Origin of the sequence: Arthrobacter pascens, from assembly GCF_017052465.1 — a bacterium.
Taxonomy (GTDB): domain Bacteria; phylum Actinomycetota; class Actinomycetes; order Actinomycetales; family Micrococcaceae; genus Arthrobacter; species Arthrobacter pascens.
This window is the reverse complement of record NZ_JAFHKT010000120.1, coordinates 62,054-85,231: the sequence shown is the minus strand read 5'-3', so window position 1 is coordinate 85,231 and position 23,178 is coordinate 62,054. Positions and strand designations below refer to the sequence as shown.

The window sequence follows — 23,178 nt, the reverse complement described above, 5'->3', positions numbered from 1 at the left end:
GTCGCCGTGCACGCGGCCCTGACCCGGCACGCGGACAGCCTGCGCTCCGGCGGGGATGAACGCGCCCGCGGGCAGATCATGGCCGATGACCTGGTCGAATGGACCACCGGCACCCCCGGCGGGATCACCGGCATCGAGATCCAGCTCATCATGACCGACCGCACCCTCTTCCAGGGCGACTCTGAGCCGGCCCGGCTCCCCGGCTACGGCGTGGTCCCGGCAGGCTGGGCCCGCACGATGGCCCGTGCTGTCGAGCCGGCGAGCAGTGAGGAACTCAGCGTCTGGGTTCGCCGGCTCTACACCGCCCCCGGAACCGGAGAGCTCGTTGCGATGGACTCACGGGCACGCCTCTTCCCGGCCCCGCTGAAGCGCTTCACCCAGGCCCGCGATGACACCTGCCGCACCCCCTACTGCGACGCCCCCATCCGCCACCACGACCACATCGTTCCCTGGCACAACGGCGGAACCACCAGCCTCGAAAACGCAGCAGGGCTCTGCGAAGCCTGCAACCACACCAAAGAAACCCCAGGCTGGCAAGCCATACCCCGGCCCGGCCCCGCGCGCGCAGATCGACTGAGGCACACCATCGAACTCCGAACGCCGACCGGCCACGGCTACCACTCCACGGCACCGCCGCTGCCCGGAACCAGCCAAACGGAACGACTGGAGCGAGCCTCCTAAACCGCGGTAACCGTTAACCGGTATCGCCATCACATACCGGTTACAGGAATCCTTCAGGCTGCCGCGAGCAGGTGCCTGAACCTCTGGGCCGACCTCCCTAGTTCTTACGTGGCTACGCCTACAAGGGTCCCTAGTCCAAGCCTGCGGCGGCTCCCGGCTCCCGCATGTGCTTAGGGCGGCGCCGGTTCTGAGGGGCAGGTTCAGAGAGGCAGCAGCGCGGAGAGGTCCGCGCGGAGTCCGGAGGCCGCGACGCGCCCGGCGTCCACGGCATCCGCCCAATTCAATGTGCCGGTAGCCATCGCCAGCCAGGTGCCGGCGTCGCACTCGATGACGTTCGGGGGAGTGCCGCGCGTGTGGCGGGGACCCTCCACACACTGCGTGACACCGAACGGCGGAACGCGGACCTCCACCGAGTTGCCCGGTGCCCGGGCGGTGACCTCCTCGAGGGTGTACCGCACCGCCGTCGCGATCACGGAGCGGGGCACGGGAGCGTCCGACGGCGCGTGGCCGGCATCCCGCCACGTAGCAAGTGCCGCTTTGCCTTCGTCGATGTCAATTCTGCGCCGCGCAACAGCCACGCTGCCTCCTTGGGTGCTGTGGAATTTGGTTGCTGAGGTGGAGTAAAAACTAGTCCAGCAGTGCCGAGACCGCGTGGCCCAGGCGGATCTTGCCTACCGGACGCCCGCCGCCGAGGACCGGCTCAACCACCTTCTCCAGGACACTGGACACCCCCGGGATGTCCACCGCGCCCACCGCAGCCAGGAGGGTCAGTCCCACAAGGGACGTGGCCCGCAGGTTGCCGTCCAGCACCTTCACTGCCGCTGAGACGCCCTGCGGCGTGGCCAGCACGAGCACGCCCTCGGCGCCGATCTTGGCAATGACGTCCAGCTCCTCCATGACGATGGTGTTCGCTTCGCCCCTGCCCTGGACGGCCCACGGATAGTCCAGCATGGACGTGGCGATCGTGGCGGCGCGGGCGTTGGAGTTCTTGTCGCCTGGCGCCTTTCCGAGCCGGGAGTAGGCCCGGGCCAGTCCCGTCAGGGAAATCGCGGCCACCGGGGCGCCGCAGCCGTCGATGCCGAGGTGGGCGATCTTCTCCTCCGAGTATTCCTCGATGACGGAGCGGATGCGCTGCTGCAGGGGATGGTTGGGTTCGAGGTAGCTGTGCGTGTCCCAGCCGTTCTCCGTGCACGCCCACAGGAAGGCGGCGTGCTTGCCGGAGCAGTTGAAGGCCAGGCGGGACTTGCCCTTCTCGGTGCGGGTGAGCCAGGTGCGGGCCGTTTCATCCTGCGGCCAGGCCTCCGGGCACTGCAGCTGGTTCTCCTTCACACCGGCGGCTTTGAGCATGCCCTCTACAACATCCATGTGGTCCAGGGACCCGGTGTGGCTGGCGCAGGCAAGCGCCACCTGGGCGCCGCGGAGCGGTACGCCGGCCTGCATGGAGGCCAGGGCCTGCAGCGGCTTGAGCGTGGACCTGGCAAGGATCGGCGTGGTGATGTCTCCGAGTTCCGTGACCACGGTGCCGTCCCCTGCCAGGACCACGGCGGCTCCGATGTGCCGCGATTCGATGAAGCCGCTCCGTTCAATGACCGCGAGTTCGACGGCGGACTCCACAGTGAACGTGGCATGCGGATTTAGGGGCATGGCCCCAGTCTATGGTGCCGGATTGGCATTACCCTCGAACCCCTTCCGGCAGGCCGCCCTGGCCAGGGTGTTTCCGGCACGCTACTCGACCGTCACCATGACGGATTGCCATCCGGAGGCGCCGTCGGGCACGGGATCGGCGCGCTTTTCGGTCTGGACCTCGCCCGTTCCGTCCGTTGCGCGCACCTTGATGTAGTGGGCTCCCGGCTTGGCATCCCAATCGAAGGACCACTGCCGCCACGTCACCACCGAGGCTTCTTCTGAGAGCACCGCGGGTGCCCACTCGCCGCCGTCAATCTGGATCTCCACCTTGCTGATGCCGCGGGTCTGGGCCCAGGCCGTTCCCCCGACCGCCACCCGCCCGGCCTTGACCACAGCGAAGGACTTCGGCACCTCCACCCGGGCCATGGTCTTGATGGGGCCGCGTTCGGACCAGCCACGCTGCGTCCAGTACGCCTGGCTGTCGGCGAAGCGCGTGACTTCGAGGTCCACCACCCACTTGGTGGCGGACACGAAGCCGTACAGCCCGGGGACCACCATGCGCACGGGGTACCCGTGTTCCAGCGGCAGCGGTTCGCCGTTCATGCCGATGGCCAGCATGGCGTCCCGGTCGTCCTGCAGGACCTCCAGCGGCGTTGAGGCACTGAACCCGTCGATCGAGGTGGAGAGGACCATGTCCGCCCCGTCCTTGGGCCGGGCCCGGCTGAGGACGTCACGGATGGGCAGCCCCAGCCATTTGGCGTTGCCGGCGAGGTTGCCGCCCACCGGGTTGGAAACACAGGTGAGGGTCACATGGGACTCGATCAGGTCGGCGTCGAGCAGGTCCTGGAAGGTCAGCCGGATTTCCTGCTCCACCAGTCCGTGCACCCGCAGCTCCCATTCGGCGGCATTGATTTCCGGAACGCTCAGGGCAGTATCGATCCGGTAGAAATCGCCGTTCGGTGTCAGCCAGGGCGTGACTCCGGGCGTGGCGGACTGCAGGCCGGCCGGAAGGGCTGCGGCGGCCTTCGCCGGAACCGGCAGCCGCAGCGACGCCCGGGCCTGGGCCACATTGCTGCGCGCGGCGCTGAGCAGCCGGCCCCCTGTGGCGGCGATGCCTGCCGCGGCCGCGGCAACGGCGGTGGAGGCGAAGAACGCCCGCCGGGAGGTGGCCGGGCGTTCGGGCTCTTTCGCCGCGACGTCGGCCGGGGCGTCGGGAAAAGGCTGCAGCCGCCACAGCCGGGAGACCAGAAGCCGCAGGACGGCAAGCCCGGCAAGCGTTCCGAGGAGTGTGGGAACCGCATCCGATGGCTTCACGCCGGCCCGCGTCACCACGCTTGCCACCATCACCGCGCCCATCAGCAACACCCCGGCCACGCCCAGCGCCCACTTCCGGTGCGCCACCACGCCCAGCACGCACGCGAGCACGAAGATGGTCAGGCCCATGCCCACGAACAGTGCCGCCTTGTCGCCCGTGCCGAAGGTGGCGATCGCAAAATCCTTCAGCCACGGCGGCGTGAAGTCAATGAAAGTGGAGCCCAGGGCAAGGACGGGAGTCGCCCGGGCGGTAAAGAACGCTCCGATCAGCTCCGCAACGGAAAGAACGACGGCGGCCGCCGCCACGCCGGCCAGCGCCGCCATCGCGGTGGGACCCTTAATCCACTTCATCAGCTTCCTCATGCCGTTGGTTCGTAGCGGCGGGTCCCCGGGATGGTTCCGATGCCGTCCCGATGCCCGCGCCGACATAGCTTAGGAGCCCGGGGCGTCCACAAAGTACGCTTGGAGACTGTGAAGGTACTCGTCATTGGCCCCGGTGGCCGCGAACACGCCATTGTCCGTTCCCTGCTTGCAGACCCCAACGTTTCCGAAGTCCATGCGGCTCCAGGCAACGCCGGCATCAGCAGGCTCGTGCCCACGCACGCCATCGACGGGAATGATCCGGATGCCGTGGCGGCGCTCGCCACCCGGCTCGACGTCGACCTGGTGGTCGTGGGGCCCGAGGCTCCGCTTGCCGCCGGTGTTTCCGACGCCGTCCGCGCCGCGGGCATCCCGGTGTTCGGGCCCAGCAAGGCGGCCGCCCAGCTCGAAGCCTCCAAGGCCTTCGCCAAACAGATCATGGCTGAGGCCGGCGTCCCCACGGCCATGGCCCTCGTGGCAGGCAACGCCGAGGAAGCCGCGGCGGCCCTTGACACCTTCGGTGCGCCGTACGTGGTGAAGGACGACGGCCTGGCCGCCGGCAAGGGCGTGGTGGTCACCAACAGCCGCGACGACGCCCTGGCGCACGCCCAGACCTGCTTCGATGCGGGGGGAACCGTCGTCATCGAGGAATTCCTGGACGGTCCCGAGGTCTCGGTGTTTGTCCTGTGCGACGGCCGCAATACGGTGGCACTGTCCCCGGCGCAGGACTTCAAGCGCATCTACGACAACGACGAGGGCCCCAACACCGGCGGCATGGGCGCCTACACGCCGCTGGAATGGGCCCCCAAGGGCCTGGTCCAGGAGGTCATCGACCGCGTGGCCCAGCCCACCATCACCGAGATGGCCCGGCGCGGCACCCCGTTCGTCGGTGTCCTGTTCGTCGGACTGGCCCTGACATCCCGCGGCACGCGGGTCATCGAGTTCAACGTCCGGTTCGGCGATCCCGAAACCCAGGCGGTGCTGGCCCGTCTCAAGACGCCCCTCGGTTCCCTGCTCCTGGCAGCCGCCAAGGGCGAACTGGACAAGGCTGAAGAGCTGCGCTGGTCCAGGGAGACTGCCGTCGCCGTCGTCGTGGCGTCTGAAAACTACCCCGACACCCCGCGTACCGGCGACCGCATCCGCGGCCTGAAGAAAGTGGACGAGCTCGACGGCGTGCACGTGATCCATGCCGGAACAAAGCTCGATGACGAAGGCAAAGTGGTCTCGGCCGGTGGCCGGGTCCTCGCCGTGGTGGCGCTTGGCTCCGACCTCGTGGAAGCGAGGGAAAAGGCGTACGACGGCGTGGAGCTGGTCCAGCTCGAAGGCGCCCAGTTCCGCCGGGACATCGGCGGCAAGGCAGCCCGCGGTGAAATCAAGCTGGCAGCGGGCAACTCCTCAGCCCAGACCGGCTCCGCCCCGACAGCAAAGGCATGACCGTGACTGAACCTATCAACACCGCAGACACCCCCAAGCGTGGCCTTGAGACGTCAACTCTGGATCTCCCGGGCTGGAAGCACGTCTACTCGGGCAAGGTCCGCGACCTGTATGAACCGGCGGACGCGTCCATCAACACCCAGTTCGGGCAGGAGTGCGTGCTCGTGGTGGCCAGCGACCGCATCAGCGCCTTTGACCACGTGCTCAGCAGCGAGATCCCGGACAAGGGCCGCATCCTGACCCAGCTGAGCCTCTGGTGGTTTGACCAGCTCGACGTTGAGCACCACGTGCTGGCGTCCACCGTGGAGGACGGCGTGCCCGCCGCTGTGGAAGGCCGCGGCATGATCTGCAAGAAACTGGAGATGTTCCCGGTGGAATGCATCGCACGCGGCTACCTGACCGGCTCCGGACTGGCGGAGTACCGGCAGTCCGGCACCGTGTGCAGCATTCCGCTCCCCGAGGGTCTGGTGGACGGCTCCCGCCTCGAGAAGGCCATCTTCACGCCGTCGGGCAAGGCCGCGGTGGGGGAGCACGACGAAAACATTACCTATGACGCGGTCGTGTCCATGGTGGGCGACGACATCGCGGGCCGCCTCAGCGAGCTGACCCTGAAGATCTACTCCAAGGCGGAGGAGATTGCCCGCGAACGCGGCATCATCCTCGCCGACACCAAGGTGGAGTTCGGCTACGACGTGGTGACCGGCACCATCACGCTCGGCGACGAGGTCCTCACCCCCGACTCCTCGCGGTTCTGGGACGCCTCGACCTACAAGCCGGGCCAGGCCCAGCCGTCGTACGACAAGCAGTACGTCCGCGACTGGCTGACCTCGGCCGAGTCCGGCTGGGACAAGGCCTCGGACACCCCTCCGCCGGCACTGCCCGCGGACGTCGTGGAGCGCACCCGGGCACGTTACGTTGAGGCCTACGAAAAGCTCACCGGCCGGACCTTCTAGCTGGCTTCGGCTGCCTCAGCCCGGCGCTGCGCCAGCCTGATCTCGAGCATGGCGTCCAGGGCCTGCTGCACGCGGTCCTGGGCGCCGGCCGCGCTGAACTCCTTTTGGGCTTCCTGCAGGAGCACCAGCGCTTCCTCGGCTTCGCCGGCCGCCTTCAGTGACTTGCCCAGCAGGAGGGAGACCTCGCCCGCTGTGTGCTTGGCGAGCGCGGCGCGCTCCGTATGAATCTCGCGCAGTTTTTGCACGGCGGCCACGATGTCGCCGGTGAGGTAGAGCCAGCGCGCACGGATGAAAGCCACCTCGAGCTGGTCGGTCTTGTTGCCGCCCACGATGGACAGCGCAAGTTCGGCGCGTTCTATGGCGGACAGCGTTTCGGGCTCGACGATCCCGGACGAGAGCCGGACGGCGGCCGACGCCTTGTTGAAGCGGGCCCAGAGGTCGATGTCGTTCGCGGGGGAGAGCAGCTTGGCCGCGCGCTCGTGGTGCCTGATTCCCTCGGGGTAGTCGTGACGCATGAACGCGACGTTCCCGATGACCCAGGCCACCTCGCCGGCCAGCTGGGACATGGACTGCTCATCCATCTGCTCGTTCATGTCCTGGCAGTACGTCCAGGCTTCATCCAGCCGCCCGCTTTCAGCGAGTGCACCGATGAGGGCGCGGAGCGCGCCGATGATCAGGGTGGAACCCTTGGGCAGCTGCGCGCACTGTTCCACGGCCAGCTGCGCATGCTCCACGGCGGCGCCGAGCTGGCCCTGTCCGTGGCACAGCGCGGCGAGCATCTGGCGGGCACGCACCCCGAGCCCCGCAGATTCGGTGGCCATGGGGTGCTCCAGCAGGTGCTCCATGATCTTCTGGCATTCCTTGAGCTGGCCCTGCTTCATGAGGCACTCGGCCTGCATGTAGGTCATGTTCCACCAGGCGCTGGTGTTCTTGCCTTCAAGGGCGATCCGGGCAGCTGCGGCGGCATGCTCAGCGGCGAGGGCGTAATCACGGAGGTCCCAGGCCTGCCGGGCGTACAGGCCGGCGAGAACGTATTCGGCGTCGCTGACCGAGATGGGCTGGCTCCATGCCTCGAGCGCTTTGGGCGCGAGCTCAAGCCGGCGGGCGAGCTCCTCGATGACGTCCGCTGTGGGTTCCCGGCGGCCGGTCTCCAGCAAGGAGATATAGCTGGGAGAGTACAGATCCCTGCCCAATTCCGCCTGGGTCAGGCCACGCTCCAGCCGCTCTGCTCGGAGCTTCTCTCCGAAACCGTTCCCCACGGGATCCTCCTATTCCGGACAGTGTCGTACGCCAGTGTTATACGCCATGGTTGACAGCCCCTGTGGAAAACATTTTACAATGTATGTCAACAAGGACTGTGCTGACTAAGTAACGAATCCGACTCGTATTGAGGAACTCACATGTTGAAGAAGATTGCAGCCGCTGCCGCGCTGGCAGGGGCACTCGCATTCTCCGCCACGGCTCCGGCCGTTCTGTCTGCCGGTCCGACCACTGACAACGCGGGCACAGCCGTTGCCATTGGGAACTGGCCTGATCCGATGAGCGTGGACGGCACGAACTACATGTCGATCGGCAACTGGCCTGATCCGATGTAATAAGGCTTCCTCAGGAAACCGGGCTCCGGGACATGCGCGAACCATGTCCCGGAGCCGTTTCTTTTCACCCGTTGTACTGCGGAACCATCAAGTTGATCCATCTAGCGAGGAGTGCACCATGAAACGACGGACGACCACCGGGCTGCAGCGGGCGTACTTCCTGTGGACCATCGCCGGCACCTCGCTCATCGTGGCGGCGGTTGCCGGGACATCCGTGTTCAGCGTGCTGAGCGGAACGGCCGACACCGGGTCCCTCGTCTGGGGGATCATCGGCATTGCGGCGCTGCTGGAGGCGCTGGTGCTTTTCTCCGTCGGCCTGCGGCTGCGCCACCGCTATGTGAACACTGTCCAGGGTTATGAGAGCCGCGGCGACTATCTGGAGGATGACGGCTCGAACCGCCCGAGGATTCCGCTGCTGGGTGACGGAGGGGCGCGGCAGAACATCACGAACCAGGAGCTCTGAACCGGGGGCTCTGGCTGTGAACTGACGAAAAAAGAGGGCCTCCCTGGGGGAGACCCTCTTTCGTTTGGTCGGGATGACAGGATTTGAACCTGCGACCTCTTCGTCCCGAACGAAGCGCGCTACCAAGCTGCGCTACATCCCGATCCGCTGCGAAAGCAACTAAACAAGAATAACGGATGAGAGGGGCACATGCGAAATCGGTGCCGTGCACGGGATGCAGAAGCACCTGATCTCACACGAGCGAGTCCTTCCACGCACCGTGCAGCCGGGCAAAGCGGCCCCCGCCGCCGATCAGCTCCTCCGGCGTTCCGTCCTCCACCACGCGGCCGTCGTGGACCACCAGCACCCTGTCAGCGGTCTCCACGGTGGACAGCCGGTGCGCGATAATGAGCGCCGTGCGTGCTGCGGTGCGGCCGCCGGCGGCGGTCCCGGTCTCAGCGCCTCCGGTGGCGCCGCCGTCGTGCGCTGTGCCGCGCAACAGCCTGGCCAGGCCGCTCTGCACCAGGCGCTCGGAGGGGATGTCCAGGGAGGACGTGGCCTCGTCGAGGATCAGCACGGCTGGCCGGGCCAGGAAGGCACGGGCGAAGCTGGTCAGCTGGCGCTGGCCCGACGATACGCGGCCGCCACGTTTGTTGACGTCGGTGTCATAGCCCTCCGGGAGCTCCGAGATGAACTCGTGGGCGCCCACGGCTTTCGCCGCTGCCTCGATTTCCTCCCGCGATGCGTCCGGCCGGCCGAGTGCGATGTTGTCCGCCACGGAGCCGCTGAACAGAAACGCCTCCTGGGTGACCATCACAATGTTCCGCCGCAGGTCGCCGGTGCCGAGCTGCCGCAGGTCCACGCCGTCCAGCGTGACTGAACCGGAGGTGACGTCGTAGAAGCGGGCGATGAGTTTAGCGAGGGTGGATTTGCCCGCGCCGGTCTGCCCGACCAGTGCCACCGTCTGGCCCGCGGGGATGCTGAGGTTCAGCCTGGGGATGACCAGCGGGCCGCTGCCGTACCGGAACTCGACGTCCTTGAACTCGACCGTGCCGTCGGCATCCCGCAGGTCCACGGCGTTCCGGGGCGGGCGGACCGTGGGCACCTCCTCGAGCAGGCCGGACACCTTCTCCAGCGCCGCCTGCGCGCTTTGGAAGGAGTTGTAGAACATGGCCATCTGGTCCACGGGCTGGAAGAAGCGCTTGGTGGACAGCATCAGCGCCAGCAGCACGCCCACGGCGAGGTCGCCGCTGAGCACGCGGAAACCGCCGAAGAGCAGCACCGCGGCCACGCAGACGTTGCCGGTCAGCACCAGCCCCGGCTGGAACACGCCGTTGAGGTTGATGGACCGGACCGTCGCCTTTCGGTACTCCTCTGCCAGTTCCCCGTACTCCGCGGCGTTGTCGCGTTCCTTCCGGAAGGCCTTCACGGCGCGGATTCCGGTCATGGTTTCCACGAAGTGCACGATCAGCCGGGCAGACACCACGCGGGACTCGCGGAACGCGATCTGGGAGTGCTTCTGGTACCAGCGGGCCAGGAAGAACATCGGAACGCCGGCAGCGAGAACGATCAGCCCGCTCCGCCAATCGAGGGCAAAGACGGTGACGGCGGTGAAGAACATGAACAGCAGGCCGGATGCCAGGGAGCTGACCCCGGAATCGAGGAGTTCGCGGAGGGCTTCCAGGTCCGACGTCTGCCTCGCGATGATCCTGCCCGAGGTGTATTTCTCGTGGAACTCGAGGCTCAGCCGCTGCGTGTGCCGGAAAACCCGCAGGCGCAGGTCCAGCAGCATGGCCTGGCTCAGCCTCGCCGTCGATGTCACATACAGCGCAGTCAGGCCTGCGGTCGCCAACGCCGCCGCGAGGTAAGCGACGCCGGTCATCACGAGCGGGAGATTGTAGCCGGCGCGCAGGGCCGGCAGGGCGTGGTCGATGCCGAAGGCGATCAGGGCAGGCCCGGCGACGCGCGCCGCCTGGGAGAGGACAACCGTGGCGATGGTGAACCAGAACCGCAGCCGGACGGGGCGGATCAGCGACGCCAGCAGGGCGAGCGACCGGCGTCGCACGGCTTTGCTGTCGCTCTTGCTTAGGTGGGCGTTGTCCTCGTTGGCGGTGCCGAATGCTGTGGTGCTCACCGGATGGCCTCCTCGGCGTCGTCCTCCAGGGCGGACAATTCGGAGTCGAGGTCGCGGGGCTCGCTCTTCAGGCTGGCGATGACATACCGGTAATGATCATTGGCCGCCAGCAGTTCGGCATGCGTTCCGACGGCGGCGATCCGGCCGTCCTCGAGCAGCGCCACCCGGTCAGCCAACGTGACGGTGGAGGGACGGTGGGCCACGATGAGGGTCGTGGTGCCGGCCAGCACCTCCCGCAGGCGGTGCTCCACCAGTTCCTCGGTGTTGACGTCAAGGGCGGACAGCGGATCGTCCAGCACCAGGATTCTGGGCCGGGCCGCGATGGCGCGCGCCAGGGCGATCCGCTGCCGCTGCCCGCCGGAGAGGCTTAACCCCTCGTCGCCGATCAGGGTATCCAGGCCGTCCGGCAGCGAATAGGCGAAGTGTGCCTGGGCGGTGTCGAGGGCCTCCTCCAGGACGGCTTCCAGTTCGTCCTCGCCGGCGCCCCCGGAACCCAGGCCGGCGTTTGTCCTGGCACCCAGCAGCACGTTGTCGCGGACGGAATTCGAGAAGAGCGTGGTGTCCTCGAAGGCAACGCCGACCACGCGGCGCAGTTCCTCCACGCTGAAGTCACGCAGGTCAACGCCGTCGATGGTGATGGACCCCCGGGTGACGTCGTAGAGGCGCGGAACAAGCTGCAGCAGGGCGCTTTTGCCGCTGCCGGTGACGCCCACCAGCGCCATGGTTTCCCCGGGGCGGATCTCCAGGCTGATGCCTTTGAGGATGGGTTTGTCCGGGGCGTCCTCGAAGGCGAAGGTGACGTCGTGGAAGCCCAGGGCGCCGTTCAGTTCCACGGGCCGGGCGGGCTTCGCCGGGCTGGTGATGGTGTTCTGCACGTCCATGACTTCAAAGTGGCGGTCCAGTGCGCTCTTCGCCGTCAGGGCCATGGCCAGCAGCATGCCGGAGAACTCCACGGGCGCTGCGATGACCGCCGCCGTGGCGAAGAAGGCCACGAGCGCGCCGATGCTGAGCTGGCCGTCGGCTGCCAGGAGGATTCCCACCACCAGTCCGGCGCCGAGGGCCAGTTCGGGCAGGAGCGTGACCACCATGCTGAAGGTGGCCTGGTGCCTGGCCTTGGCGATCTCGGTCTGGCGGAGTTCCTCGGCCTGCCCGTTGAACGTTTCCAGCGCCTCGCGGCTCCTGCCGAAGGCCTTCAGCACGCGGATGCCGTGGACTGATTCCTCCACCGTGGTGGCGAGGTCGCCGGCCTGGTCCTGGCTGCGGCGGGCAACCTTGCTGAAGCGGGTCCGGAAACGGAAGCCGTAAATCATGATGGGCACCGCCGCCGCCAGGAAGATCAGTGCCAGCTGCCAGCTCATGGTGAACATGACGGCGACGCCGATCACCACGGTCAGTGTGGTGACCACCAGCATGATCGCTCCGAAGGCCATCCAGCGCCGCAGGAAGTTCAGGTCCGTCATGGCGCGGGAGAGCAGTTGTCCCGAGCCCCACCGGTCGTGGAAGGAGACGGTGAGGTCCTGCAAATGGCCGTACAGCGAAACCCGCATCCGGGTTTCCACCGTGGTGGCCGGGTTGATGACGAAGGTCCGGCGGAGCGCCACGAGCGCAGCCTCGGCGATGCCCAGGACAAGGATGACGCCGGCGGAGGCCCATACCGCATCCGCGGTGGCGCCCGGCCGGAGTGAATCATTGATCAGTACCCGCAGAACCTGGGGAATGGTGAGGGCAACGACGCTGGCCAGGAGGGCGCACAGCAGCCCCAGGATAAGCCGGGGGAGGATCGGCTTCACATGGGGATAGAGACGGCTGACGGATCTGAAAAACGAAGTCTGCTTGGCCATGCCCGCTTCTCGAACTCAAGTGCAAATGTGGTGTCCCGTAGCAACTACCCTATGCCATGAGTGCCGCGGTTCACACGGCGTCGAAGCGGTGTCTCAGGAGGTGATTCAGGGGCGGGCAGTCAGCGTCAGCAGGACGGCCTCGGGTTTGCAGGCGATCCTGACGGGAGCAAAGCGCGAGGTACCGATGCCGCCCGAGACGTTGACCGGCGTCGTATGGCCGTTGCTTTGCCAGTCGTGCAGCCCCTTGGCCCGCCACGTCGGGATGTCGCAGTTGGCGATGACCGCACCGTAACCCGGTATGCACAGCTGGCCGCCATGGGTGTGGCCGGCCAAAAGCAGGTCGGCGCCGTCCTCCGTGAAGTGATCCAGCACCCGCTGGTATGGGGCATGGATGACCGCCACGCGCAGGTGGGCGTTGGAGTCCTGGCCCCTGGTGCCCCTGGGCCAGCCCGCGTACCGTTCACGCTTCAGGTGGGGGTCGTCCACGCCGGAGAAATCGAAACGGATGCCCCTGAGCACAATCGACTGGTGGCGGTTGGTCAGATCTACCCAACCGCCCATGCCAAAGCCGGAGCGGAGCCGCGGCCAGTCCAGCTCTTCGGTGTCCCGCTTGAGCTTGGACGGCCCCAGCAGATACGACGCCGGGTTCTTCAGCTTGGGGGCATAGTAGTCATTCGAGCCGGGGACGAAGACGCCCGGAAACTCCATGAGCGGCGCCAGGGCAGTGAGCAGCGGATCCACAGCCTTGGGGTGGCTCAGATTGTCGCCGGTGTTGACAACGAGGTCCGGCTTCAGCTCGGCCAGGGAACGAAGCCATTCCCATTTCGCCTTCTGCCCCGGAACGAAGTGGATATCGCTCAGGTGGAGGATCCGGAACGGGGCCTCGCCCTCAGGCAGGATGGGCAGCGTTTCTTTCCGCAACACAAACTGGTTCTTCTCCCAGAGGCCGTAGCCTGTGGCGGCCAGGCCGACTGCGGTTCCGGTTGCAGCAGTGACGGCAAAGCCGCGCGCGATGCTCCGCGCGCGGCTGGCCAGCTGTGATGTATCCATCAACGTCAGTCATTCCCCTTGTTGCCGTTGCCGGTGCCGCCTGTGTTGCCGGTACCGGTCGAGGGCTGCGGTTTGCTCGGCGGTTCCTGGGTGCTCGGGGGCTGCGGATTATTCGGGGCCGGCTGCGGATTGTTCTGGACGGGCGGCTGGTACTGGGGGGCGCCGTAAAGCAGGTTGGACGGTGGCTCCGGGAAGGGTTCGGTGCCATAGCCGGGCGCAATCTGGGACATGAACTGCGAGAACATCGGGCCGGCGATCATATAGCCGTCAATGCCGGTGTAGAACTTGCCGTTCACCGTGACGTTCTGGCCGGCCCTGTCCTGGGCCCCCAGCGCGTCACCAAACCAGGCTGCGGTGGCAAGGCCCATGGTGTGGCCGACAACCCAGGTGGAGCCGTTGTTGTTGGACGTACCGGTCTTCGCCGCAATGGGGAAGGAGGTGTCCGTGGAGATCCTGGGCTGAATGAGCGAGCCGGATCCCTCATTCAGGACCTTTTGGAGCGCGTAGTTCACACCGCGGGCCACGTCGGGTTTGATGGCGTCCCGGCACTGCGTCGACTGCGCCGGCAATTGTGCACCGGTCTGGTCGGTCACCGAAGTGACGGCAATCGGGGCGCAGTACTTGCCGTCATTGGCGAACGTGGCAAAGGCGCTGGCCATGGTCAGAGGGGCCGTCTGAGTCGAACCAAGCAGGTTGCCAAGGGTGGTCATGGTGATCTTGGGATTCGCGTCGACCACCGCGTTGGTGTCCTTGTCCCGGGCCGGCAGGCCGCCGTGGAGGCCTACGGCGTCCACGACCTTTTGGATGCCGCACAGGTCAACCTGTGCTGCGGAGGCGAACGTGGCCGTGTTGATGGAGTTCTTCAGGCCGTCCAGAACGGTCATGGGGCGGTAATAGCCCTCTTCGGCGTTCTGGAGGTCATCCGTGCCGTTGGTGCTGTCGTACCATCCGACGGTGGGGGTGGGGCAGGTGTTCCGCCACGGGAAGTCCTGCCCGTAGCGGCGCTGGGAGGCGTTGACGATGGTGTTCATCGACTTGCCCTCCTCCAGCCACTGGGCAAACGTGAACGGCTTCATAGTCGACCCGGGCTGGGCGCCACCGAGGCCGTTCAGGTCGCTGCCCTTGTCGTCGTACTGGTCAACGCTGAAGTTGATCTGGCTGTCGAACTTTCCCTTGCCCGGAAACCAAGAGGTGTTCTGGGCCATATTGGTGATCTTGCCGGTCTTCGGCTCCACGGAGACGAGGGCCGCGCCCCACTTGTCCGGGTTGGAGCCCGCGGCGGCGTTCACCTGGTCCTGCGCGGCCTTCTGTGCCTTCGGGTCCAGGGTGGTCTTGATGGTCAGGCCGCCGCGGAAAATCTTCTTTTCGCGTTCCTCGGGGTCCGCACCGTAGGCCGGGTTGTTGAGGAGCAGGTGCAGGACATAGTCGCAGAAGTACGGAGCGGTGGGCGAGTAGGCGCAACCCTGCCGGGCCGGAGTGATCTTGGGCTGCACCGGGGTGGCCACTGCGGCGGTGTGCTGGGCCTTAGTGATCTTCTTCTGGCTGAGCATGACGTTCAGCACGAGGTCGCGGCGTACCTTGGCGTTCTCCGGGTTGGAGATGGGGTCGAACGCGGAGGGGCTGTTGACGAGGCCGGCAAGCAGCGCCGCCTGGGGGAGCGTCAGGTCCTTCGCGGTGGTGCTGAAGAAGAACTTGGAAGCGGCTTCGATGCCGTAGGCGTCACGGTTGAAGAACACGATGTTGAGGTAGCCCTCAAGGATCTGTTCCTTGGTGAACTTCTTTTCCAGGGCGATGGCCAGCTTCATCTCGCGCAGCTTGTCGCCCACGCCCTTGTTCACGCCGTTGAGCTTGATGTCTTCCCCGCGGCCCTCCGCCTCGAGCGAGGCATTGAGGACGTTGTTGACGTACTGCTGGGTGATGGTGGACGCACCCTGCTTGTTGCCGCGCGCCGTGGCGACAAGGGCGCGGAGGATACCTGTGGTGTCGACGCCGCCGTGCTCATAGAACCGGCTGTCCTCGATGGCGATCACCGCGTCCTTCATATACGGCGAGATCTGCTCCAGCGGCACCCGGGTGCGGTTCTCCGCGAAGAGGTTGGCGATAACGCTCCCGTCCGCCGCCAGGATCTTGGTGGACTGGCTGGGCGGGTCCACCTGCAGCTCCGCCGGGAGAGTGTCAAAAAAGTCGATCGAACTGCTCGCCGAGCTGCCTGAAACGGCGGCCGCCGGAACCAGGAGGCCCGCCACCAGGACGCCGCAAATAGCGCTCACGCCAAGGAAAGCGAAGATCTTTCCGAGGGTAGTGGCCGTGTCGAATATGGGGTTCCTACGAGTCACCATGTTCTCCACTTTACCGGCAACGACTAGGCTTGAGTTCATGACCAAATGGGAGTACGCAACGATTCCGCTCATCATTCACGCCACGAAGCAGATTCTGGACCAGTGGGGAGAGGACGGCTGGGAGCTTGTCCAGGTTGTCCCCGGCCCCGAAGGCAACGGCCTGGTGGCCTACTTGAAGAGGGAGAAGCAGTAGCATGACGACTCCCCGCGAAACCGCTTCCGGCGCCGCAGCAGCGCCGATTTCCGCCGTCGAGCAGCGGCTCGCCGAGCTGGGCATCACCCTTCCCCAGGTGGCCGCTCCGGTGGCTGCCTATGTGCCCGCCGTCATTTCCGGCAACCACGTTTACACTTCGGGGCAGCTGCCGTTCATTGACGGCAAACTCGAAGCTACGGGCAAAGTCGCCGCGGGCAACGAAGGCACATCGGACGAGCCCACCGTGTCCCCCGAGGACGCGAAGGCGTACGCGGCCGTCTGCGCCGTCAATGCGCTGGCCGCCGTCAAGAGCGTGATCGGCGACCTGGACCGGATCACACGCATCGTCAAGGTGGTGGGCTTCGTCTCCTCGGATCCCTCCTTCACCGGGCAGCCGGGCGTCATCAACGGCGCTTCCGAACTCCTTGGCCGGGTCCTCGGCGACGCGGGGCAGCACGCCCGTTCCGCCGTCGGCGTTTCAGTCCTGCCGCTCGACTCCCCCGTCGAAGTCGAGCTGATCGCGGAATTCAGCTAAGGCCCGGTCGCTTCCTTTGCCCCAGCTAGCACGCCGCCTCTTTGCCCTTCCCCCCGACCTCGAAGGGGCGGCGCAAAGCTGGCTTGAACACGGAGAACGGACGCCCCGCGCACCGCGTCTCGCCTCCTCAGTGGTCCTGCTCCGCGATTCGCCCAACGGCCTGGAGACCTGGCTCGGCTACCGTCCCGGGTCTTCACCGCTGGGCGTCCTCGCCTTTCCCGGCGGGTCCCTGGATGCGTCCGACGACGACGCACTCGGCTGGCTGGGCCCCTCGCCGCAGCATTGGGCCGAGCAGATGGGCACGGAGGACGTTGGGCTGGCGCGCCGCCACGTTGTGGGCGCCATCCGCGAACTGTTTGAAGAAACCGGCGTACTCCTGGCCGGGCCGGACGTGTCCACCACCGTTGAAGGCACTGCCACCTCCGAATGGATGAAAGTGCGCGAAGCCGTGGCCTCGCAGGAAAAGACCTTTACCGAGGTGCTGGCCCAGCGGGGGCTGTCCCTGCGCACGGACCTGCTCAAGCCGCTGGTGAACTGGCTCAGCCCGGACTTCGCACACCACCGCTTCAACACGCGGTACTTCGCCGCCACAGTCCCGATGAACCAGCAGCCGACGCTTCTCGGGAGCAAGGGCGTGTGGGGGCGGTGGGTCTGCGCCACCAAGGTGATAGAAGAACGTGACACCACAGCGCTGGGTGACGAAGTGGGCCAGGAAAACACCGTCGGGCTGACCCTCGGCCAGCTCTTGGTGCCGGGCTCTGAAATCATGCTTGAGAAGATGGCGGCCGCCACCGGCTGCATCGCCTATCTCAGCTACAAGCGCACACCGCACGTCTATCAGCCCCGGCTCGTCCAGGAAGACGGCAAGCTCATGCTCGAAGTCGAAGCCGCGAAAACGGTGGCTCACGAGCCCCAGCGCGAACGCTGACTGCCCCGACGCGGTAATTGCCTGAGGACACGCAAAAGGCCTGGTGAGACCCACATGTGGGTGTCACCAGGCCTTTTGCGCGTCCCGGGTACCTTTGCGCGTCGTCAGCGTCTGCTAGCGGGAGCGCTGGCGGAGGCGCTGCATGTCCAGGATGACCACTGCGCGGGCCTCGAGGCGGAGCCAGCCGCGCTGGACGAATTCGGCCAGGGCCTTGTTCACGGTTTCGCGGGAGGCGCCGACCAGCTGGGCCAGTTCCTCCTGCGTGAGTTCGTGCGCTACCAGGACGCCGTCCGTGGCGGGGCGGCCGAAGCGGTCGGCCAGGTCCAGGAGTGCCTTGGCCACGCGGCCGGGAACGTCCGAGAAGACAAGGTCGGACAGGGAGTCGTTGGTGCGGCGGAGACGGCGGGCCAGAGCCTGCAGCAGCTGCGCCGAGACTTCGGGGCGGGTCCGCAGCAGGGAGTTCAGGCTCTCGTTCCGCAGCCCTGCGAGACGCGTCTCGGAGACTGCCGTGGCCGTTGCCGTGCGCGGGCTGGGATCGAAGAGTGCCATCTCGCCGAAGAGCTCACCCGGGCCGAGGATGGCGAGCAGGGATTCGCGGCCGTCGGGGGAGGTGCGGCCGAGCTTTACCTTGCCGGAGACAATGAAGTAGAGCTGGTCACCCTGGTCGCCTTCACGGAAAACGGATGCCCCGCGTGACAGGTCAACCTCGGTGAGCTCGTCCGTCAGCAGGCGGAAAGCCTCGTCGTCCAGCGTGGCGAAAAGGGGTGCGCGGCGCAATACCTCGATGTCCATGAATTCTCCTGATTAAAATGTGTCGGCTGGGGCGCTTGTGCCATTGTTTCAGAATTTTCAAGGATCTGTGGCGTACTTGGCAGCAGAACCGGGGCAAATGGCGTCCTGGGCCCGGAAGTCACGGACTGCCCACGGCAAATTGTCAGACTCCGCCAGTACAATCGGGGCGTAGCTGGCTGTAAGGAGACCCGTTGTTTGGCCTGACTGTTCTGGACCTTGCGTTGATCCTGACGCTCCTGTCCTACCTGATTTACGGCCTCCGCAACGGCTTCCTGGTGACGGTGGGCGGGATCGCCGGCTTTGCGGCCGGGGCAGTGGCAGCGTTCCTCTCCGTGCCTGTGGTCAGCGAGTTCGTTGAGGACAGTAGCTGGCGGCTCACCGCGATCATCGGCACCGCCATAGTCCTTGTGGTGCTGGGCAACGCCCTGGGCACCACGATCGGCCGCAGCATTCGCAGCGCCGTCCGCCTGAAACCGCTGCGTGCGGTGGACAGGATGGTGGGCGGAGCGGTCAACGTCGTTGTGGCGGCACTCGTCATGTCCATGCTTGCCTTCAGCATCAGTGCCCTCGGCGTGCCGTTCGTTTCCCAGCAGCTCGCCGACTCCAAGGTCATCCGGTTCATTGACGGCATGACCCCCAACCCCGTCAAGGCCACCATGGCCCAGCTGCGCTCGGCGGTGATCGGCGACCGCATTCCCCGGCTGATTGAGGGCATCGGCCAGCAGCAGCAGGTTCCGGTTCCGGATGCCAGCACCGACACCCCTACCCTGAACCGGGCGGCCGGGTCGGTCCTGAAGATCGCCGGCACCGCGTTCCAGTGCGGCCAGAACCAGACGGGGACCGGTTTCGTCGTCTCGCCGGGGAGGGTGGTCACAAATGCGCATGTTGTGGCGGGCGTGTCGCAGCCCGTCGTCGAGGTGCCCGGCGGCGGCGCGCTGCCGGGGCGCGTGGTCTACTTCGACGGCAAACGCGACCTGGCGGTACTCGCCGTCGACGGCCTGCCCACTGACGCCCTGCCGCTGAGCCCGGATCTTCCCGCCGGCACTGCCGCCGCCTTCGCGGGCTACCCCCACGGCGGCCCCTTCCAGTCGAAGCCCGCCACCGTCCAGGGCATTTCCACGGTCCTGGTGCCCGACATTTACGGCGACAATCCCGTTCCGGACGAGGTCTACAGGCTCGCGGGTGACATCCAGCCGGGCAATTCCGGCGGACCGCTGCTGACCACCGGCGGCGAAGTGGCCGGCGTGATCTTCGCCAAGACCACGTCTGACGCTGCCTTGGGGTTCGCCATTCCCATGATCGACCTGCGTCCTGTGGTCACGCAGGCTCCGGAACTCACCAGCGCCGTGTCATCGGGGCAGTGCATCCAGCAGTAGGGGCGCAGTGAGCAACAGCGCCGGGCTTTGTCAGGCCTTGCCGGCATTCAGGTCGGCAAGGTACTCCACGGCAAAGCGGTATCCCATGATGCCGGCACCGGCGATGACGGCTTTGCTGATGTCCGAGAGGTAGGAGTGGTGCCGGAACTCCTCGCGGGCATGCACATTGGTGATGTGCACCTCCACGGCCGGCAGCTGCACCGCCGAGATCGCATCGCGGATGGCCACGGACGTGTGGGTATAGGCGCCCGCGTTCAGCACGATGCCGACGGCCTTGCCGCGGGCGGCGTGGATGGCGTCCACCAGGGCACCTTCATGATTGGACTGGAAGCACTCGACGTCCAGCCCGTGCGCGGCGCCGGCCTCTTTGGCGAGCTGTTCGACGTCGGCAAGGGTTGCCGTGCCGTACTTCTCCGGCTCCCGGGTTCCGAGGAGGTTCAGGTTGGGGCCGTTGAGGACAAGGATGGTGCCGCGGCCGGCTTCGGTGGCGGTGGAGGCTTCAGTCATGAATGCAAATCTATCGCGTTGGGCGTGTGGCGGCTTAACGTCACTTGATGGAGCCCCGCATGACACCGGAGATCACCCAGCGCTGTGCGAAGAGGTAGACCAGGAGCAGTGGTGCCAGGGCCATCAGGTAGGACGCGAAGGCCACTGTGTAGTTGGTAGTGAACTGGCTCTGGAACACGTACTGCGCCAGTGGCAGTGTGCGCGTCGCGGGGTCCGAGAGGATGACGAGGGGCAGCAGGAAGTCGTTCCAGGCCCAGAGGCACGTCAGGATCCCCACGGTGGCGTTCATTGGAGTGAGCAGCGGGAAGATGATGCGGCGGAAGATGCCCCAGGTGGAGGCACCGTCCATCGTTGCGGCTTCCTCCAGTTCGCGCGGGATGGAGCGGATGAAGGCCGTGTAGACGAAGACATTGAAGCTGAGCCCGTAGACGGTGTACAGCAGGAACAATCCCACAGGGTTATCCAGGCCCAGGACCGCGGTTTCCTTGGTAGCCGGCAGCATGATGATGGGAAACGGGACGAAGAGCGCGGCGACGAAGAAGTAGTACAGGAACTTGAAGAAGCGCTTGTGAAGGTTGCGTGCAATCGCGTAGGCCACCAGGGAGTTGGACAGGATGGTGAGGACCACCGCGCCCACGGTGACGATTGCGGAGTTCAGCAGGGCGCGCGGGAAGTTGGTCAGGTTCCAGGCATCGGAGAAGTTCTCCAGCCGGACGCGGCTGGGCCACTCGAAGCCGGAACCGCCAAGCTGGTCCGGGGTCTTGAGCGCGGTGACGACGGTGAGGTACAGCGGGATGAGCACGGTCAAGGCCAGGACGGCAGCCAGTGCCGTCAGCGGCCAGTTCACGCTGTCGAGCTTCCTGCCGCGCCGCCGCAGGCCACGGGAATCCGCTGCGGTCCGGGCTGAGGCTGCCGTTTCAGTTGTGGCCATTAGAAGTCCACCTCTTTGCGCTGGAGGGTCCGGAGCTGGATCACGGACACGGCCACGATCACCAGCAGGTAAACGACGGAGTTGGCCATCTGGTAGCCGTATTCCCCGCCCTGGAACCCGCCGCGGAAGATGACCATGGCAACGGATTCGGTGGAAGTGCCGGGACCGCCGCCGGTGAGGGCGACGATCTGGTCGAAAGCCTGCAGGAACCCTTTCAGCGCCAGCACCATGTTGATGGTGAAGAACGCGCCGATCATGGGGAAGGTGATCGAGCGGAACTGGCGCCAGTAGCCGGCCCCGTCCAGGTCCGCCGCTTCGTAGAGGTCGGCCGGGATGGTCTGCAGTCCAGCGAGGTAGAGGATCACGCTGAAGGCGATGGACTGCCAGGCCGAGACCGCCACGATGCCCAGCCAGGCCAGGTCTTTGTTGGCCAGGATCGAGGTCGAAAGCCAGTCGATGCCGGCCCACTGTCCCAGCAGGGGGAGGGAGTTGGAAAAGATGAAGTTGAAGACGTAGCCGATGATGAGGATGGCCAGCACGTTGGGGATGAAGAAGATGCCGCGGAACGCCGTCTGGAATTTGATCTTGGCATTCAGCAGCAGCGCGATGCCAAGGGCCAGGACGTTGACGATGATCGTCGTCGTGATGGCGAACAGAAAGGTGAAGCTGTAGGAGGAAAGGATCCGGTCGTCCTTGAAGAGGCTGAAGTAATTTTCGAGCCCGATGAAGGTCCACGTCCCGTAGCCGGCGTAGTCGGTCAGGCTGAAGAACACGCCCGTTAGCGCCGGGACGGTATGCAGTGTCACAAAGAGGAGCAGCGCAGGAATGGCCATCCAGTAGAAGGCCTTGCTGGTATGCGTCATTTACCGGTCACCTCGTTTGGGCATGCGGGCGGCAATCTTGAACCATTCGTTGTCCAGCGTGTTCAGGAAACGCGCTTTGTCGCCATCCAGGACGAACTGCTGGGTGATGTTGACCAGCGGAATGCTCGGCGGCAGCTGATGGTCCATGTAGCCATCAAGCTTGCCGGAGGTGAAGTAGGAGGCCATGCCCTGCAGGGCCGGGTCCTGCTGCGGCGCAGCTGACCGGGTGGGGGCGAAGGCGCTTTGGTTCTTGGCGTACCTGTCGATCACTTCCTTGGACAGAAGGAAGTCGATGAATTTCTGCGCTTCAGCCCGGTGGGGAGTTTCCCGGCCCATGGCCAGCGTCACGTCGACGCCGGATACCACCGTGGTATTCGCGGGATTGTCGGTGACGGGGTAGGGGAAGGAGGCGATTTTTGCGTCCGGGTTGGCGGCCCTGATGGCCGGCACGGCGAAGCTGCCGTTCAGGTACATCGCGGACTTGCCGTCGGCAAAGGCCTTGTTGCCGGACGCATAATCGACGCCGGCAGCGCCCGGCTGGGCGTAGGTGAAGAGCTGGAGGAGCTTGTCGGCGACTTCCTGGTAATCCTTGCTGAAGGACACGGGGCTGTTGTTCCGGTCGGTACCGGCCGCGCGGAGCCGGTCAAAGAAGCCTTCGGGCTGCAGCTGGGCGGCGAGGTTCACCAGCGCCGGGGAGGTGGTCCACGCGTCCTTGAGGGTCATGTAAAACGGTGCGACGCCATTGGCCTTGAACGTTTCGGCCGCAGCAATCAGCTCCTCCCACGTCTGAGGCACGGAAACCCCGTACTTCGCGAAAATCTCGGGGTTGTACAGGATGCCGCTGGCATTGTTCGCCATGGGAAGGCCGTTGATTTCGGAGTCCCTGCACCTCCCGTTGGCGTCGAGGATGTCCTGCACTGCGGGCAGAACCTCCTGCGCCGCGGGTTCCTGGCTGAGGTCGGCGAAGACGCAGGCCCTGGCGAGGAGGCCGAAGCTGGCGTTCCCGTTGAGTGTCAGCACATCCGGTGTCTTGTTCTTGACCAGGAGGGTTCGGATGGCGGTGTCCGGGTCCGGGACGTTGTTCTGGAGCACCCTGATGCCGGGATTCACGGCCTCGAACTCGGCGATAAGGCCGGAGAATTCCTGGACAGCTTCGGGCTTGAACTGGAAGAAACTTAGCGTGACTTCGTTCCCTGCCGGCGGTGCGGCGCAGCTGGTCAGCAGTGCTGCGGCAAGTGCGGCGCTGAGGGCTCTTGCCCGCCATTGCTTGAGTTGAATCATCTG

The 23,178-nt window shown here is 66.0% G+C and carries 22 protein-coding genes and 1 tRNA gene; 9 read left to right on the top strand and 14 right to left on the bottom strand.

The genetic code is table 11. From position 1 onward, the window contains the following. Nucleotides 1-681, top strand: a 681-nt coding sequence (locus JYA52_RS06790; protein WP_205652432.1) for an HNH endonuclease, incomplete at its 5' end; no start/stop codon positions are given. Between the two features lie 200 nt (nucleotides 682-881). On the opposite strand, the gene JYA52_RS06785 is transcribed toward JYA52_RS06790, so the two are convergent. From JYA52_RS06785 to JYA52_RS06775, 3 genes are all read right to left on the bottom strand, one after another. Next, nucleotides 882-1,259, bottom strand: coding sequence for a sterol carrier family protein (locus JYA52_RS06785; RefSeq protein ID WP_205652431.1), 378 nt, complete (start codon nucleotides 1,257-1,259; stop codon nucleotides 882-884). Nucleotides 1,260-1,308: 49 nt separating this feature from the next. Then, nucleotides 1,309-2,325, bottom strand: coding sequence for an asparaginase (locus JYA52_RS06780; protein WP_205652430.1), 1,017 nt, complete (start codon nucleotides 2,323-2,325; stop codon nucleotides 1,309-1,311). Nucleotides 2,326-2,406: 81 nt separating this feature from the next. Continuing rightward, nucleotides 2,407-3,984, bottom strand: coding sequence for a molybdopterin-dependent oxidoreductase (locus JYA52_RS06775; protein ID WP_205652429.1), 1,578 nt, complete (start codon nucleotides 3,982-3,984; stop codon nucleotides 2,407-2,409). 108 nt (nucleotides 3,985-4,092) lie between these two features. Here JYA52_RS06775 and purD point away from each other — a divergent pair, with 108 nt between their 5' ends. Both purD and JYA52_RS06765 read left to right on the top strand, forming a co-directional pair. Next, nucleotides 4,093-5,415: a phosphoribosylamine--glycine ligase gene (purD, locus tag JYA52_RS06770; RefSeq protein ID WP_205652439.1), complete on the top strand. Its 1,323-nt coding sequence runs from the start codon at nucleotides 4,093-4,095 to the stop codon at nucleotides 5,413-5,415. Continuing rightward, nucleotides 5,412-6,368, top strand: a complete 957-nt coding sequence (locus JYA52_RS06765) for a phosphoribosylaminoimidazolesuccinocarboxamide synthase (protein WP_205652428.1) — start codon at nucleotides 5,412-5,414, stop codon at nucleotides 6,366-6,368. The genes purD and JYA52_RS06765 overlap by 4 nt, the downstream gene beginning before the upstream one ends. On the opposite strand, the gene JYA52_RS06760 is transcribed toward JYA52_RS06765, so the two are convergent. Further along, nucleotides 6,365-7,627 carry a helix-turn-helix domain-containing protein gene (locus tag JYA52_RS06760; RefSeq protein ID WP_205652427.1) on the bottom strand — a complete coding sequence of 421 codons (1,263 nt, stop codon included), beginning with the start codon at nucleotides 7,625-7,627 and terminating at the stop codon, nucleotides 6,365-6,367. The genes JYA52_RS06765 and JYA52_RS06760 overlap by 4 nt on opposite strands. A gap of 141 nt (nucleotides 7,628-7,768) precedes the next feature. On the opposite strand from JYA52_RS06760, the gene JYA52_RS06755 reads away from it, so the two are divergent. Further along, the gene (locus tag JYA52_RS06755; protein ID WP_205652426.1) at nucleotides 7,769-7,963 is read left to right on the top strand and encodes a hypothetical protein; all 195 of its coding nucleotides are present in this window, start codon (nucleotides 7,769-7,771) and stop codon (nucleotides 7,961-7,963) included. Nucleotides 7,964-8,081: 118 nt separating this feature from the next. Further along, complete coding sequence (locus tag JYA52_RS06750; RefSeq protein WP_205652425.1) at nucleotides 8,082-8,426, top strand: hypothetical protein; 345 nt, start codon at nucleotides 8,082-8,084, stop codon at nucleotides 8,424-8,426. A gap of 65 nt (nucleotides 8,427-8,491) precedes the next feature. Here the strand turns inward: JYA52_RS06750 and JYA52_RS06745 are convergent. From JYA52_RS06745 to JYA52_RS06725, 5 genes are all read right to left on the bottom strand, one after another. Further along, nucleotides 8,492-8,568: transfer RNA gene (locus JYA52_RS06745), tRNA-Pro, on the bottom strand. 90 nt (nucleotides 8,569-8,658) lie between these two features. Then, nucleotides 8,659-10,539, bottom strand: coding sequence for an ABC transporter ATP-binding protein (locus JYA52_RS06740; protein ID WP_205652424.1), 1,881 nt, complete (start codon nucleotides 10,537-10,539; stop codon nucleotides 8,659-8,661). Beyond that, on the bottom strand, nucleotides 10,536-12,380 hold the full coding sequence (locus JYA52_RS06735; RefSeq protein WP_205652423.1) for an ABC transporter ATP-binding protein: 1,845 nt from the start codon (nucleotides 12,378-12,380) through the stop codon (nucleotides 10,536-10,538). Before JYA52_RS06735 ends, JYA52_RS06740 begins: the two co-directional genes overlap by 4 nt. Before the next feature lie 105 nt (nucleotides 12,381-12,485). After that, entirely contained in the window at nucleotides 12,486-13,430 is a 945-nt protein-coding gene (locus tag JYA52_RS06730; RefSeq protein WP_205652422.1) for a metallophosphoesterase, read from the bottom strand. A 5-nt stretch (nucleotides 13,431-13,435) separates the two neighbouring features. After that, nucleotides 13,436-15,769 carry a transglycosylase domain-containing protein gene (locus JYA52_RS06725; protein WP_205652421.1) on the bottom strand — a complete coding sequence of 778 codons (2,334 nt, stop codon included), beginning with the start codon at nucleotides 15,767-15,769 and terminating at the stop codon, nucleotides 13,436-13,438. A gap of 37 nt (nucleotides 15,770-15,806) precedes the next feature. Here JYA52_RS06725 and sp36 point away from each other — a divergent pair, with 37 nt between their 5' ends. The 3 genes from sp36 to JYA52_RS06710 are packed head-to-tail and all read left to right on the top strand — an operon-like array spanning nucleotide 15,807 to nucleotide 17,425. After that, the gene (gene sp36, locus JYA52_RS06720; RefSeq protein WP_205652420.1) at nucleotides 15,807-15,962 is read left to right on the top strand and encodes a Sp36 family protein; all 156 of its coding nucleotides are present in this window, start codon (nucleotides 15,807-15,809) and stop codon (nucleotides 15,960-15,962) included. A gap of 1 nt (nucleotide 15,963) precedes the next feature. Further along, nucleotides 15,964-16,497, top strand: a complete 534-nt coding sequence (locus JYA52_RS06715) for a RidA family protein (protein WP_205652419.1) — start codon at nucleotides 15,964-15,966, stop codon at nucleotides 16,495-16,497. Nucleotides 16,498-16,513: 16 nt separating this feature from the next. Then, a complete protein-coding gene (locus tag JYA52_RS06710) occupies nucleotides 16,514-17,425 on the top strand; it encodes an NUDIX hydrolase (protein WP_205652418.1) in 912 nt (303 codons plus the stop codon). 114 nt (nucleotides 17,426-17,539) lie between these two features. Here the strand turns inward: JYA52_RS06710 and JYA52_RS06705 are convergent, their stop codons facing one another. Further along, the gene (locus JYA52_RS06705; protein ID WP_205652417.1) at nucleotides 17,540-18,217 is read right to left on the bottom strand and encodes a Crp/Fnr family transcriptional regulator; all 678 of its coding nucleotides are present in this window, start codon (nucleotides 18,215-18,217) and stop codon (nucleotides 17,540-17,542) included. 191 nt (nucleotides 18,218-18,408) lie between these two features. On the opposite strand from JYA52_RS06705, the gene JYA52_RS06700 reads away from it, so the two are divergent. Further along, nucleotides 18,409-19,593, top strand: a complete 1,185-nt coding sequence (locus tag JYA52_RS06700) for a MarP family serine protease (RefSeq protein WP_205652416.1) — start codon at nucleotides 18,409-18,411, stop codon at nucleotides 19,591-19,593. 30 nt (nucleotides 19,594-19,623) lie between these two features. On the opposite strand, the gene aroQ is transcribed toward JYA52_RS06700, so the two are convergent. From aroQ to JYA52_RS06680, 4 genes are read right to left on the bottom strand one after another with little or no spacing between them, the layout of a single operon-like run. Beyond that, the gene (aroQ, locus tag JYA52_RS06695) at nucleotides 19,624-20,100 is read right to left on the bottom strand and encodes a type II 3-dehydroquinate dehydratase (protein WP_205652415.1); all 477 of its coding nucleotides are present in this window, start codon (nucleotides 20,098-20,100) and stop codon (nucleotides 19,624-19,626) included. A 40-nt stretch (nucleotides 20,101-20,140) separates the two neighbouring features. Next, the gene (locus tag JYA52_RS06690; protein ID WP_205652414.1) at nucleotides 20,141-21,031 is read right to left on the bottom strand and encodes a carbohydrate ABC transporter permease; all 891 of its coding nucleotides are present in this window, start codon (nucleotides 21,029-21,031) and stop codon (nucleotides 20,141-20,143) included. Further along, a complete protein-coding gene (locus tag JYA52_RS06685; protein WP_205652413.1) occupies nucleotides 21,031-21,894 on the bottom strand; it encodes a carbohydrate ABC transporter permease in 864 nt (287 codons plus the stop codon). The genes JYA52_RS06690 and JYA52_RS06685 overlap by 1 nt, the downstream gene beginning before the upstream one ends. Then, nucleotides 21,895-23,175 carry an ABC transporter substrate-binding protein gene (locus tag JYA52_RS06680; RefSeq protein ID WP_205652412.1) on the bottom strand — a complete coding sequence of 427 codons (1,281 nt, stop codon included), beginning with the start codon at nucleotides 23,173-23,175 and terminating at the stop codon, nucleotides 21,895-21,897. Between the last annotated feature and the right edge of the window lie 3 nt (nucleotides 23,176-23,178).